Here is a 13,216-nt window from a genome sequence, read left to right as displayed (position 1 = left end):
CCGGGGGCTGCCGCGCGTGGACGGCGGCGAGCCCTGGCCGCCCGCCGGGACCGCCGCCGCGCGGGCACAGGCCGCGTCGCAGGCTGAGCCGGCGGACGCCGCCGAGACGCCCGCCGCGGCCGTCCCGGTCGCGGCATCCGTGGCGACGGCTCCCTCCGTCCCCGACGTCTCGGTCCCGCTGCCGTTCCGTCGCACCGCGTGGCACGGGACGGCGCCGCGGGATCCGGTCCCCGCCGAGGAGCCGTCGGGTCGGCGTCGGCCCACCTGGCCCCAGGTCCTCGCGGGCCTGCTCGGCGCGGCAGGGCTGGCACTGCTGGCCGGCGCCGCCGTCGTGTTCGTCCGGGCGCTGCTGAGCATGCCGTTCATGCAGGACTTCCTCGCCGCCTTCCCCGGCGAGTACGAGCCGGGCATCCCGGTCGAGCCGGGCTTCGCCCCCTGGATCGGCTGGCAGCACTTCTTCAACATGTTCCTGATGGTCCTGATCATCCGATCCGGGCTCCGGGTGCGCACCGAGAAGCGCCCCACGGCGTTCTGGTCGCCGAGGAACGACCCGAAGGGCAAGATCAGCCTGACCCTGTGGCTGCACCAGGCGCTCGACGTGCTCTGGCTCGTCAACGGCGTGATCTTCGTCGTGCTGCTGATCGTCACGGGCCATTGGGTGCGGATCGTGCCCACGAGCTGGGAGGTCTTCCCGAACGCGCTGTCGTCGGCGCTGCAGTACGTGTCGCTCGACTGGCCGCACGAGAACGGCTGGAACAACTACAACGCACTGCAGCAGCTCGCCTACTTCGCCACCGTCTTCCTCGCCGCCCCGCTCGCTGCGATCACGGGCTTCCGGATGTCGGGGATGTGGCCCAAGAAGGCCGAGGGGCTGTCGAAGGCGTACCCGGTCGAGTGGGCCCGCGCCGTGCACTTCCCGGTGATGCTGTACTTCGTCGGCTTCATCGTCGTGCACGTGGCGCTCGTGCTGCTGACGGGGATGCTCCGCAACCTCAACCACATGTTCGCGTCGCAGGACGCGGTGACGTGGACCGGGTTCTGGGTCTTCCTCGCCTCGCTGGCCGTCATCGCGATCGGCTGGTTCGCCGCGGGGCCGCTGGTCGTCGCGCCCATCGCGAGGGTGTTCGGCAGCGTCAGCGGCCGCTGACGCCCGGGCGATACGCCGGTTCGGGGACGGCACGGGCATCCGCCGTCCCCGGGGCCGGCGCCGTTTCGGGCCTGGCCCGGCGCCGTCGTGTCCGCGTGCCGCACGCGTGACGTAACAATCGAAAGAACTCGGAAAATTACGCGAAGGTATACCGGTATGGACTGCGGATCCTTCCGGCGCCTTCAGTAGCCTTGACCGGTCATCAGGCGTCCGCACCCCGATACGGGCGCCGCGAGCCCGACGAAGTCGTCGGACGGAAGGATCTCGAGCGTGCAGATCGGAATCGTGAAGGAAGGGCCGGAGGAGGCGCGCGTCGCCGCGACCCCGGCGACGGTGGCGACACTCCGCCGGCTGGGATACGACGTGGTCGTCGAGGCCGGGGCGGGCGAGCGCTCGTCCGCTCCGGACGCGGAGTACCGCGAGGCGGGGGCCGCGATCGTGCCGGCCGCCGAGGCGTGGGCGTCCGAGGTGGTGCTGAAGATCGCGGCGCCGACCGCCGCCGAGATCGACGCGCTGGCGGACGGGGCGACGCTCGTGGCGCTGCTGTCTCCGGCTCTGCGTCCCGACCTCCTCGAGGCGCTGGCGCAGCGCGGCATCACCGCGCTCGCCCTCGACGCGGTGCCGCGCATCTCCCGCGCGCAGTCGATGGACGTGCTCAGCTCCATGGCGAACATCGCCGGGTACCGCGCCGTCGTGGAGGCCGCCCACGAGTTCGGCCGGTTCTTCACCGGCCAGGTGACCGCGGCGGGCAAGGTCCCGCCGGCCAAGGTGCTCGTCGCCGGTGCGGGCGTCGCGGGCCTCGCCGCGATCGGCGCCGCCTCCAGCCTCGGCGCGATCGTCCGCGCGACCGATCCCCGCCCCGAGGTCGCGGACCAGGTGAGCTCGATCGGCGGCACCTACCTCCCCGTCGACGTCGAGGTGGAGAAGTCGACCGACGGCTACGCCAAGGCCACGAGCGAGGACTACGACCGTCGCGCCGCCGAGATCTACACCGAGCAGGCCGCGGACGTCGACATCATCATCACCACCGCGCTCATCCCCGGCCGCCCTGCCCCGCGACTCATCACCGCGGCGGACGTCGCCCGGATGCGTCCCGGCAGCGTGATCGTCGACATGGCGGCCGCGCAGGGCGGCAACGTCGAGGGCTCCGTCGCGGGAGAACGCGTCGTCACGGACAACGGCGTGGTCATCCTCGGCTACACCGACCTCGCCTCCCGCCTGTCCGCCCAGGCGTCGCAGCTCTACGGGACGAACGTCGCGAATCTCGTGGCCCTGCTCACGCCGGGCAAGGACGGGGTCCTGACGATCGACGTCGACGACATCGTGCAGCGCTCCGTCACCGTCGTACACGACGGCGCGGTCACGTGGCCGCCGCCGCCCGTGCAGGTCGCCGCCGCCCCCGCCGCCGCGGCACCTGCGGTCGTCGAGGCGCAGCCGCAGCCGGAGAGGAAGCGGATGTCCGCGGGGCGGAGGATCGGGCTCATCGTCCTCGGGATCGCTGCGCTGTTCGCCGTCAACGCGGTCGCCCCGGCTCCGCTCCCGCAGCACTTCACCGTGCTCGTGCTCTCCGTGGTCATCGGGTTCTACGTGATCGGGAAGGTCCACCACGCGCTGCACACCCCGCTCATGTCCGTCACGAACGCCATCAGCGGTGTCATCGTGGTCGGGGCGATGCTGCAGATCATGAACCCGGACCCGGTCGTCCAGGTCCTCGCCGCGATCGCCGTGCTGGTGGCCAGCATCAACATCTTCGGAGGCTTCGCGGTCACCCGCCGAATGCTCGCCATGTTCACGAAGGGCGGCGAGAAGTGACCGTCGACGCGCTCGCCGGCGCGGCCTACATCGTCGCCGCGCTGCTGTTCATCTTGAGCCTCGCCGGGCTCAGCCGCCACGAGTCCGCCCGCGCCGGCGTCGCCTACGGCATCTCGGGCATGACGATCGCCCTGGTCGCGACCCTCGCGCTCTCCGTCGCCGGAGGATGGGGCGGGCCGGGAGCCACGCTCGGACTCGTGCTCATGATCGGCGCGGTGGCCGTGGGCGCCGCGATCGGCCTGTGGCGCGCCCGCGTCGTCGAGATGACCGGGATGCCGGAGCTCATCGCGCTGCTGCACAGCTTCGTCGGGCTCGCGGCCGTGATCGTCGGCTGGAACGGCTACCTCTCGCACGGTGAGATCGCGCCGGAGCTGGCCGGCATCCACAACGCCGAGGTCTTCATCGGCGTGTTCATCGGCGGCGTGACCTTCACCGGATCCATCGTCGCGAACCTGAAGCTCTCCGCCCGGATCTCCTCGAAGCCGCTGATGCTCCCGGGGAAGAACGTCCTCAACGTCCTCGCTCTCGTCGCCTTCCTGGCGCTGACCGTGTGGTTCGTGATCGACCAGCAGCTGTGGCTGCTCATCGCGGTCACGCTGCTGTCCTTCGCCCTGGGCTGGCACCTCGTCGCCTCCATCGGCGGCGGCGACATGCCCGTGGTCGTGTCGATGCTCAACAGCTACTCCGGCTGGGCGGCCGCGGCGGCGGGCTTCCTCCTGAACAACGACCTCCTCATCGTGACGGGCGCGCTGGTCGGATCCTCCGGTGCCTATCTCTCGTACATCATGTGCAAGGCGATGAACCGGTCGTTCCTGTCGGTGATCGCCGGCGGGTTCGGGATCGCCGCGCAGGCCGCGGGCGAGGAGGAGCAGGGCGAGCACCGCGAGATCACGGCGGAGTCCGCGGCGGAGCTGCTCGGCTCGGCGCAGACGGTCGTCATCACGCCCGGGTACGGCATGGCCGTCGCGAAGGCGCAGTACCCGGTGGCGGATCTCGTGGCCAAGCTCCGCGAGAGGGGCGTGGACGTCCGGTTCGGGATCCACCCGGTCGCCGGGCGCCTGCCGGGGCACATGAACGTGCTGCTGGCCGAGGCCAAGGTCCCCTACGACATCGTGCTCAGCATGGAGGAGATCAACGACGACCTGGCCGCGACGTCGGTCGTGCTGGTGATCGGCGCCAACGACACCGTCAACCCGGCGGCCGCGGAGGATCCGGGCAGCCCGATCGCCGGCATGCCGGTGCTGCGCGTGTGGGAGGCGGAGAACGTCATCGTGTTCAAGCGCTCGATGGCCGCGGGCTACGCGGGCGTGCAGAACCCGCTGTTCTTCCGGGACAACGCGCAGATGCTCTTCGGCGACGCGAAGGAGCGGGTCGAGGACATCATCCGCGCGCTCTGACGGGCGGGGGCCACCCCGCCGAAACCCCCTCCTGACACCGACACCCCCTCTGAGATACGGATCTCAGAGGGGGTGTCGGCGTGCAGAGGGGGTTTCGTGCTGCGAGGGATCAGCGCACGAAGCGGACCTCGGTCAGCGTCTCGCCGAGGAACGGCTCGGTGTGCGTCGCGCCGTCCAGGGCGAAGCCGTTGCGCGTGTAGAAGCGGTGCGCACGCGGGTTGTCCTCTGCCACCCAGAGGTACAGCGGCTCGTCCTTCTCCACCGCCGCGTCGAACAGGCGCTGGCCGATGCCGGTGCCGTGCCAGTTGTCGAGCAGGTAGATGAAGTACAGCTCGCGGCCGCGAGGGGCGTCCTTGTCCCGGGCGGGTCCGGAGCCGACGAAGCCGACGATCTCGCCGTTGACGAGGGCGGCGCGCATGAGGAACTCGGGGCCCTGGACGGCCCAGTGGGTCCACAGCTCGGCGAGGCGCTTGGGGGAGACGTTCTCCAGAGCGGCCTTGCTGATCAGGTGGTCGTAGGTCTCGTGCCAGCACTGCGCGTGCACGCGACCGAGGGCTTCGGCGTCCACATCTCGGACGGGCCGGACGATGACATCAGGCTGGGCTTCGGCGCTCATGCCGCGACTCTACGCGGGCGATCCGCAGAGTGGAAATCGAGCGGTCGCTCAGTGACGACGCGCGACGCCGGGGCCGTCGGGACGCGCGTCGTCACAGCGATCGCGCCTGGACGAACGAGGCGCACAGGCGGCGGATCCAGTGGTTCTCGATCAGGCCGTCGACCTCGGTGCGCCAGAGGGCGGAGATCTGGAACCGGGGCATCTGGATCGGGACGGGCGAGGCGCGCAGGTCGAGCATCTCGGCGATGCGCAGCGCCACGTGCTCGGGGATCGTCGCGATCACCGGAAGGTCCAGGAGGATCGCGCCCAGGCCGCTGAAGTGGCTGATGGTGCAGAGCGTGTTGCGCTTGTGGCCCATGGCGGCGAGCACGTCGTCCACCCACCCGCGCTGCAGGTCGTACGAGACCCGCACGTGCCGCGTCTCGATGTACTCGCGCTCGGTGAGCGGATCGGACAGCGACAGCAGCCGCGGGTTGTAGAGGCACCGGTAGTCGCCCGAGAACAGCGGCTCGGACTGGAAGTCGGAGGCCGCGTGCGCGGGGGTGGTGGTGAGCACGAGGTCGATGAGCGGGTTGTCCAGCGTCTCCCGCCAGAGGTGACTATTCGTCTGGTGAATGGCGAAGTTCACGCCCCAGTTGTGATCCACCTTCTGCCGGGCCACCCACGGCCCGAAGAGCATCTCGATGTCGTCGGACATCGCCAGATGGAAGGTCCGCGAGCTCTGCCACGGCTCGAACTCGACGTCCTCGAGGATCACGGAGGCGATCGTGCTGAGGCTCGGCCCGATGCTCAACGACAGGGAAAGAGCCTTCGCGGTGGGCGTCATCCCGGCGCGCGTCCGCTCGAACAGCGGATCGTCGAAGAGCTTGCGCAGTCGCCCCAGCGCGGCGCTCACCGCGCTCTGCGAGAGGTTCAGCTTGTAGCCGGCGCGCGTGACGCTCCCCTCCTGCATGAGGGCCTGGAAGACCACGAGGAGGTTCAGATCGACCTGGTGCAAAGCAATTCTGTTGATACCGCACATGATAAACATCTGTTTGACTGCTGATCAAGATCCTCGGAGAGTGGCGGAAGACCCGAACTCCCCCACCCGTGACCGAAGGAGATCACGCATGGATGACACCCGCACGGCGCCGGGACCCGACGCGCCCGCCTCGTCCGACACCGCACTGCTCCTCACCCTCAGCCGCCAGGACCGCACCAAGCGCATGGTGGCGGTCGGCATCGGCAACTTCATGGAGTGGTTCGACTTCGCGATCTACGGCTACTTCGCCGCCATCATCGGCGCGCAGTTCTTCCCGTCCGGCAATCCCACGGCGGAGATGCTGTCCTCCCTCGCGGTGTTCGCGGTCGGGTTCATCTCGCGGCCGTTCGGCGCGCTGATCCTCGGCCCGCTGGGCGACCGGCTCGGGCGGCGGACGGTGCTCATCATCACGGTGCTCGGGATGGGGATCATCACGGCGCTGATCGGTCTGACGCCGTCGTTCGCGACCATCGGGATCGCGGCCCCGATCATCATCGTGATCCTCCGCCTCCTGCAGGGCGGCTTCGCCGGCAGCGAGTGGACGAGCGCGGCCGCCTACATCGGCGAGAGCGCGCCGAAGCACCGCCGCGCCGTCTACGCGAGCGTCGTGACGGGCACCGCGGGCCTGGCGTTCCTCGTCGGGACGCTCACCGCGGCCGTGCTCACGGCCGCCATGCCCGAGGACGCGCTGAACTCCTGGGGGTGGCGCCTGCCCTTCCTCGCCTCGTTCCTGATGGCCGTGGTCGCCATGTACATCCGCCGCAAGCTCGTGGACACCCCCGTGTTCGAGGAGCTGGAGCGCAAGCGCGCCGAGGGCTCGGTCGAGCACACCCCGACCGGGGAGAAGGTGAAGGCGTTCGTGATGACGCTCGCGTTCGCCGGGATCTTCGGGGTCGCGCTGTACTACCTGATCACGTACATGAACAACTTCCTCTCGGGCGCGGTGGGGATGCCCCGTCTGGACGCGCTCGTCGTCTGCGGCATCGTCATGGCGATCTACGTCGCCTTCAACCCGCTCGTCGGGATCGCCGTCGACCGGCTCGGTCGTCGCCCGGTGCTGTTCACGGGCCTCATCGGCCTGATCGTCTGGAGCATCCCGGCGTTCCTGCTGATGAGCACGGGGAACCCGTGGCTCGCCGGCGTCGCGCTCGTGCCGTTCGCCCTGTTCGTGGCCTGCACGGCCGTCGTCAACAACGTGCTGCTGGTGGAGGTCTTCCCCGCCTCCATCCGTGCGACCGGATCCGCCATCGGGTACAACGTCGCCTACGCCCTGCTCGCCGGCCCGGGCCCGCTCATCGCCGCGGCCCTCGTGGCGGGGACGGGACTGCTCATCTCCCCGGCGTTCTACGTCGTGGCCGTCGCGGTCCTGGCGCTCGCGGTGCTGCTCCCGACCCTGCGGGAGACCAAGGGCATCGACATCTCCCGCGGCTGACCCGGCCGAGTCCGCGGGACGGCCCGACCCGCCGATCCCGATCCCGATCGATCCCGATCCGTTCGACCCCTGAGGAGGGCACAGACATGCAGAAGGTGGCGGTGGTCCAGGCCGCGGCGATCCCGTTCGACGCCGAGGCGTCCACGACCAAGGCCGTGGGGCTGATGGCCGAGGCGGCGGCCGCGGGAGCGACCCTCGCGGTGTTCCCCGAGGCGTTCCTCGGCGGCTACCCCAAGGGGTCGGCCTTCGGAGCGCCGGTGGGGATCCGCACGCCGGAGGGGCGCGAGCAGTACCGGCGCTATGCGGACGCCGCCGTCGCGCTGGACGGGCCCGAGATCGCGCGGCTGTGCGAGGCGTCCCGCGAGCACGGACTCGCGATCGTGATCGGCGTGATCGAGCGCGCCGGCGGGACGCTGTACTGCACTGCCGTCATGATCCACCCCGACGAGGGCGTCGCGGGCATCCACCGCAAGCTCATGCCGACGGGCGGCGAACGAGTGGTCTGGGGGTTCGGCGACGGCTCGACGCTGGACACCATGCAGACGAGCGCCGGGCGCGTGGGCACCGTCATCTGCTGGGAGAACTACATGCCGCTGCTGCGGCAGGCGATGTACGCGAAGGGCGTCGAGCTGTACTGCACGCCCACCGCGGACGACCGGCCCACCTGGGCGGCGACGATCACGCACATCGCGCTGGAGGGACGCACGCACGTGCTGTCCGCCTGCCAGTTCCTCACGCGGGACGCGTTCCCGGACGACCACCCGTTCGACGAGGAGCCCCCCGGCGGTGACATCGTGATGCGCGGCGGGAGCATGATCGTCGCCCCCTCCGGCGCCGTGCTCGCGGGACCGGTGTTCGACGAGGAGGCGATCCTCTACGCCGAGATCGATCCCGCGGACAGGACGCGCGGGCACCTCGACTTCGACGCCGTGGGCCATTACGCACGCCCGGACGTCTTCGAGCTGCGCGTGAACACCCGGGCGCAGCACGCCGTGAGCTTCGAGTGAGCCCGGCGCCCGGAGAGAGAGGAACCGCATGACGACCACGCTGTTCATCGGGCTGGGGAACATGGGCGCGCCCATGGCGATCCGGCACGCGAAGGCCTTTCCCACGACGGTGTTCGACCTGTCCGCCGAGGCGGTCGCGCACGTCGTCGCGGAGGGCGGGGCGACCGCGGTCGCCGACCCGGCGGACGCCGCGGCCGACGCCGGGACCGTGATCCTGATGCTCCCCGCGAGCCGGCACGTCGAGGCGGTGCTCACCGGGGAGGACGGCCTCCTGGGGAGGCTCGCGCCCGGAGCCCTCGTGATCGACATGGGCTCCAGCGAGCCGTCGAGCACGCGCGCGCTGGCGAAGGCCGCCGCCGAGCGGGGCATCGACTACGTCGACGCTCCCGTCTCCGGCGGGGTGGCGAAGGCCGTGACGGGCGAGCTCGCGATCATGGCGGGAGGAACCGCTGCGGCCGTCGAGCGCGCGCGCCCGCATCTCGACGTCCTCGGGGCGAGCATCCGTCACGTCGGGCCCGCCGGATCCGGGGACGCGGCGAAGGCCCTGAACAACCTCGTCAGCGCGAGCAACATCGCCGTCGCCAGCGAGGCGCTCGTGATTGCCCGTCGCTTCGGCATCGAACCCGCGGTCATGACGGAGGTGCTCAACGCCGCGACCGGCCGGAGCCAGGCGAGCGAGGTGAAGTTCCCCGGGCACATCCTCCCCGGCACGTTCGCGAGCGGATTCGCCTACGACCTCATGCTCAAGGACATCGGGATCGCCATGAGCATCGCCGACGGGCTCGACACCCCCGTCGTGGACCGTGTGTCCGAGCGCCTGCGCGACGGGCGAGCGCAACTCGGCGACGCGCCCGACCACACCGAGATCGCCCGTCTGTACGGACTGGGCGACGCCGACCCGACCGCACCGAAGGAGAACCGAGAATGACCGAGGCCCAGGACCTGTCGGCGAACACTGCTCCGCAGACGGACGCCGACCCGCAGGCGTACATCGACGACATGGCCGCGAAGCGCGGCTACGTCCTCGACTACCACAAGGTGATGGCGAAGCAGGACTTCCCGGTCCTCCAGGCCGCGAACCACATGGTCTCCGCCGCGTACCTTGACCAGCGCACGTTGGACCGCCGCACCAAGGAGCTCATCTTCATCGTCTCGCTGACGGTGATGCGGGCCTCGAAGGGGCACATCCAGTCGCACATCCGCGTCGCCCTCGACCTCGGGCTCACCCCGACCGAGATCCTGGAGGCGATCGAGATCGCCCTCCCGGAGGCCGGGATCGTCGCCTTCCAGACGGGCTTCGACGCCTGGCGCGAGGTCGTCGGGGCGGAGGGCATCGAGCCGAGCGTCGCGGTGCACGAGGGCGGATCCGGATCCTGAGCGCGCGCGACGGTCAGGCGGAGGGATCGGTGTCCGCGTCGTCGGCGCCGTGGCAGGTGGTCGTCCTGAAGCACGGCACCCGGCTGACGACCCGGTCCGAGGCGTTCATGAACTACGCCTTCTACGGCGAGCCGGACGGTCCGCATCGGCTGGACTACTACCTGTGGGTGCTCCGCCGGGGCGATGAGGCGGTGATCGTCGACACCGGGTACACCCGGGAGGAGGGGCTGCGCCGGGGGCGCGAGGTGCTCATCGACCCGGTGGACGCCCTGCGCGCGCTGGGCGTCGATCCCCTCGCCGGGCACCCCGTGGTCATCACGCACGCGCACTACGACCACATCGGCAACCTCGCCGCCTTCCCGAACTCGCCCGTGCACATCGCCCGCGCCGAGCACGAGTTCTGGACGGGGGCGATGGCGGAGAAGACGCTCTTCGCGCACTTCGGCGACCCCGGCGCGGCGGACGCCCTCGCCGGAGCCCGCCGCGAGGGACGACTGCACGAGTTCGAGGGGGACCACGAGATCGTTCCCGGCGTCGTCGTCTCGGTGGTGGGCGGGCACACACCGGGACAGAGCATCGTCACCGTGCCGACGACCGACGGCGTCGTCGTCCTCGCCAGCGACGCCGTCCACTTCCACGAGGAGGTCGAGCGCGACATGCTGTTCCAGTCCATGGCCGACCTCCCGCGGTCCTTCGACGCGCTGGAACGGCTGCGCGGGAGCGGAGCGACGCACATCGTGAGCGGGCACGACGCGGGGGAGCTGGCACGGCACGCGCCGCTCGGCGGGGCGCTGGCCGGCCTCGGGGCGAGCATCGGGGAGCGGACGTGAAGGAGCGGATCCTGCGCGCGGCCGCCGCGCCGGAGGTCTCGCTCGTGCTGGCCGGCCGCGACGTGCTGTTCGGGCTCGAGGGGGACGGCTGGGGGCTCCGCCTCCGCGCCGCCGCGGGCGCCCTCGCGCCCGAGGACGTCCCCTCGGGATCCGGCCCCGCCTTCTCGCTCCATGCGCCGGACGAGGTGTGGGCGGCGTTCCTGTCGGCATCGCCCGCGCCGGGAGAGCAGAGCGTCGTGCACCTCGTGCGGACGGGGCGGATCGTCCTCAGCGGCGACGCCGACGCGTACGCCCGCCACCTGACGCTCGTCCGGACGCTCCTCGACGCGGCGCGCGCCGTCGGCCTCGGCGACGCGTCGCCCGAGGCGCGGCCGTTCGGTCCGGCCCGACCGCTGCGGGCACGGGGGGAGTACCGGCGCGTGTCCTCCGCGCTGGGCACCGCCGACGTCCACGTGGAGAGGTGCGGCCGGGGGACCCCCGTCCTCGCGCTGGCCACGGCGGGAAGCGACACCACGCAGTGGCACGGGCTCATGACGGAGACGGACCTCACCGACCGGTACGAGCTCGTCACCGTCGACCTCCCCTGGCACGGGCGCTCGAGTCCCGCCTTCGGCGTCCCGATCGGCGGGTGGCGGCTCACGCCCGCGTCGTACACGGACTTCCTCGTCGCCGCCGCCGACGCGATCGGCCTGGACCGTCCGCTCCTCCTCGGCGCGTCCATGGCCGGCGCGGCCGTCGTGCACGCCGTGGCGACCCGCCCCGACCGGTTCGGCGGCGCGGTGTCCTGCCAGGCGGGCGTGCGCGTCCAGGGGCGTTCGGTGCCGCAGCTGCGGGCCCCGGGCGTCGACCAGAGCACTTTCGTCCCCGAGTGGACGTACGGCCTGATGAACCCGGCCTCGCCGCCGGAGTTCCGCAAGCGCGTCTGGTGGGGGTACTCCTCGGGCGGATCCGGGCTCTACGCCGCCGACATCGACTCGTACCAGCAGTGGGACCTCGACGAGGTCGCGGACCTGCTGACGGCGGCGAGCCCGCACATCGCCGTCCTCAGCGGCCGCTACGACACCACGGTGCCGCCGGACGCGTCGCGGGCGCTCGCCGCGGCGATCCCGAACGCGTCGTTCCGGGAGATGCCCGAGCTCGGCCACTTCCCCCACGCCGAGGACCCCGCGGCCTTCGCCCGTCATCTGGAGCCCGCGCTGGAACGGGTGCGCGACGCCGACCCGGTGCGCCGCCGCCGCTGACCGCGGGCGCCTCCGAAGGGTGACCCGGGGAACTGTGCGGATCCCACAACGGATCGCGGCGATCGTGCCGCATCTGGCTAGGATCCCGGATCGTGAACGTGATCTGGCGCACCCTCCTCGTGATCCTCTCCGCACGCCGCCGGGCGCGGCGGGAAGGGCTGCTGGACCCCACCGCGGTCGGCCGGATCCGGCTCACGACCCTGCCCACGGACCTCGACATCCTCCGTCACATGAACAACGGGCGCTATCTGTCGCTGTTCGACCTCGGGCGGTGGGACCTGCTGATCCGCACGGGGCTGTTCGACGCGATGAGGGAGCGCGGCTGGTACGCGGTGGTCTCCAGCGAGACCGTGACCTTCCGCAAATCGCTCGAGCTGTGGCAGCGCTTCGACGTCGAATCGCGGCTGATCGGCCACGACGACAAGGCCGTGCTCATGGAGCATCGGGCGGTCGTCGGCGGTGAGGTCTACGCCCGCGTCATCGTGCGGGCGCGCATGCTGCGCCGGACCGGCGGGACGGTGCCGCACGACGAGCTCTTCGCCGCGGTCGGCCGGCCCGACGGGCTGCCGGAGGTGGATCCGTGGATCCACGACTGGGCACAGGCGTCCGCACTGCCGCCCACCAAGGCGCCCGCCCCCAGCACCTGGACCGCCTGACCGCCGGCCGGCGCGGCCCCGACCCCGTCCGCGGCGGGACACGGAAGGCGCCCGGCGATAGCATCGTGACGCGGGCATCCGTCCGCGTCACGGGCGACCGAGGGGGAACCAGATGTCCGACGACCGCAACGACCAGCCGCAGTATCCGGCGGTCCCGCCGTATCCGGGCGACGCGACGCCGCAGACGCCTCCGCCTTCCGCGCCTGCGCAGCCGGGCTACGCGACGCCTCAGCCCGGTTACGCCGCCCCGTCGCAGCCGGGCTACGCCGCGCCCCCGCAGACGGGCTACGGCGCGCCGCAGGCCGCACCCTACGGATACCCGATCGCGCAGCCGGCCTACGGGGCGCCGGCGCCGGCTCCCGCCGGCGGGATGGCGATCACCGCGATCATTCTCGGCGGGCTCGCGTTCCTGCTCTGCTGGATCCCCCTCATCGGGCTGATCCTCTCCGTCGTCGCCGTGGTGCTCGGCATCATCGCGGCCCGTCGTCCGGGCGGACGCGGGCTGTCGATCACCGGCATCGTGCTCGGTGCGCTGGGCTTCGTCGTGGCGGCCGTCGTCACCGGCCTGGTGATCGTCGGCTGGGTCGTCGTCGCCTCGGAACAGAGCGGATACGCGCTGGGAGCGGCGGCCGCGACCCTCGGGCTCTGACGCGGCGGGCGGAACGGGCATGACCGTCAGC

The 13,216-nt window shown here is 71.5% G+C and carries 13 protein-coding genes; 11 read left to right on the top strand and 2 right to left on the bottom strand.

Features of this window, described 5'->3' with window-relative positions; genetic code table 11:
• The 3 genes from V6R91_RS35930 to pntB all read left to right on the top strand — a co-directional run.
• On the top strand, nucleotides 1–1,147 hold a 1,147-nt coding region (locus tag V6R91_RS35930; protein WP_336399300.1), incomplete at its 5' end, for a cytochrome b/b6 domain-containing protein.
• 270 nt (nucleotides 1,148–1,417) lie between these two features.
• A complete protein-coding gene (locus V6R91_RS35925) occupies nucleotides 1,418–2,959 on the top strand; it encodes a Re/Si-specific NAD(P)(+) transhydrogenase subunit alpha (protein ID WP_271062182.1) in 1,542 nt (513 codons plus the stop codon).
• The gene (gene pntB / locus V6R91_RS35920) at nucleotides 2,956–4,356 is read left to right on the top strand and encodes a Re/Si-specific NAD(P)(+) transhydrogenase subunit beta (RefSeq protein WP_336399299.1); all 1,401 of its coding nucleotides are present in this window, start codon (nucleotides 2,956–2,958) and stop codon (nucleotides 4,354–4,356) included. The genes V6R91_RS35925 and pntB overlap by 4 nt, the downstream gene beginning before the upstream one ends.
• Before the next feature lie 109 nt (nucleotides 4,357–4,465).
• Here pntB and V6R91_RS35915 read toward each other — a convergent pair whose 3' ends face one another.
• Together V6R91_RS35915 and V6R91_RS35910 are read right to left on the bottom strand one after the other, a co-directional pair.
• Nucleotides 4,466–4,972, bottom strand: a complete 507-nt coding sequence (locus V6R91_RS35915; RefSeq protein WP_219085770.1) for a GNAT family N-acetyltransferase — start codon at nucleotides 4,970–4,972, stop codon at nucleotides 4,466–4,468.
• Between the two features lie 91 nt (nucleotides 4,973–5,063).
• Nucleotides 5,064–5,969, bottom strand: coding sequence for a LysR family transcriptional regulator (locus V6R91_RS35910; RefSeq protein ID WP_067248837.1), 906 nt, complete (start codon nucleotides 5,967–5,969; stop codon nucleotides 5,064–5,066).
• A 112-nt stretch (nucleotides 5,970–6,081) separates the two neighbouring features.
• Between V6R91_RS35910 and V6R91_RS35905 the strand changes: the two genes are divergently transcribed.
• The 8 genes from V6R91_RS35905 (at nucleotide 6,082) to V6R91_RS35870 (ending at nucleotide 13,185) form a co-directional block, all read left to right on the top strand.
• Nucleotides 6,082–7,425: an MFS transporter gene (locus V6R91_RS35905; RefSeq protein WP_271063057.1), complete on the top strand. Its 1,344-nt coding sequence runs from the start codon at nucleotides 6,082–6,084 to the stop codon at nucleotides 7,423–7,425.
• A gap of 86 nt (nucleotides 7,426–7,511) precedes the next feature.
• The gene (locus V6R91_RS35900; RefSeq protein ID WP_336399298.1) at nucleotides 7,512–8,432 is read left to right on the top strand and encodes a carbon-nitrogen hydrolase family protein; all 921 of its coding nucleotides are present in this window, start codon (nucleotides 7,512–7,514) and stop codon (nucleotides 8,430–8,432) included.
• Between the two features lie 28 nt (nucleotides 8,433–8,460).
• Entirely contained in the window at nucleotides 8,461–9,360 is a 900-nt protein-coding gene (locus V6R91_RS35895; RefSeq protein WP_336399297.1) for an NAD(P)-dependent oxidoreductase, read from the top strand.
• A complete protein-coding gene (locus tag V6R91_RS35890) occupies nucleotides 9,357–9,809 on the top strand; it encodes a carboxymuconolactone decarboxylase family protein (RefSeq protein ID WP_067248847.1) in 453 nt (150 codons plus the stop codon). Before V6R91_RS35895 ends, V6R91_RS35890 begins: the two co-directional genes overlap by 4 nt.
• Nucleotides 9,810–9,838: 29 nt before the next feature.
• Nucleotides 9,839–10,639, top strand: coding sequence for an N-acyl homoserine lactonase family protein (locus V6R91_RS35885; RefSeq protein WP_336399296.1), 801 nt, complete (start codon nucleotides 9,839–9,841; stop codon nucleotides 10,637–10,639).
• Complete coding sequence (locus V6R91_RS35880; protein ID WP_336399295.1) at nucleotides 10,636–11,880, top strand: alpha/beta fold hydrolase; 1,245 nt, start codon at nucleotides 10,636–10,638, stop codon at nucleotides 11,878–11,880. Before V6R91_RS35885 ends, V6R91_RS35880 begins: the two co-directional genes overlap by 4 nt.
• A gap of 92 nt (nucleotides 11,881–11,972) precedes the next feature.
• Nucleotides 11,973–12,536 (top strand): acyl-CoA thioesterase, encoded by a 564-nt coding sequence (locus V6R91_RS35875; RefSeq protein WP_271062790.1) that lies wholly within the window; start codon nucleotides 11,973–11,975, stop codon nucleotides 12,534–12,536.
• Between the two features lie 112 nt (nucleotides 12,537–12,648).
• On the top strand, nucleotides 12,649–13,185 hold the full coding sequence (locus tag V6R91_RS35870; protein ID WP_336399294.1) for a DUF4190 domain-containing protein: 537 nt from the start codon (nucleotides 12,649–12,651) through the stop codon (nucleotides 13,183–13,185).
• Nucleotides 13,186–13,216 lie beyond the last annotated feature (31 nt).

Source organism: Microbacterium sp. CCNWLW41, from assembly GCF_037083505.1.
Note: the sequence above shows the minus strand (reverse complement) of the source record. Positions and strands in the feature narration are given on the sequence as shown.

Bases quoted from the DNA above. Each gene is read 5' to 3' on its own strand.
- V6R91_RS35915 (WP_219085770.1), bottom strand. From the start codon at position 4,972: ATGAGCGCCGAAGCCCAGCCTGATGTCATCGTCCGGCCCGTCCGAGAT.
- V6R91_RS35895 (WP_336399297.1), top strand. From the start codon at position 8,461: ATGACGACCACGCTGTTCATCGGGCTGGGGAACATGGGCGCGCCCATG.
- V6R91_RS35890 (WP_067248847.1), top strand. From the start codon at position 9,357: ATGACCGAGGCCCAGGACCTGTCGGCGAACACTGCTCCGCAGACGGAC.
- V6R91_RS35900 (WP_336399298.1), top strand. From the start codon at position 7,512: ATGCAGAAGGTGGCGGTGGTCCAGGCCGCGGCGATCCCGTTCGACGCC.
- V6R91_RS35870 (WP_336399294.1), top strand. From the start codon at position 12,649: ATGTCCGACGACCGCAACGACCAGCCGCAGTATCCGGCGGTCCCGCCG.
- V6R91_RS35905 (WP_271063057.1), top strand. From the start codon at position 6,082: ATGGATGACACCCGCACGGCGCCGGGACCCGACGCGCCCGCCTCGTCC.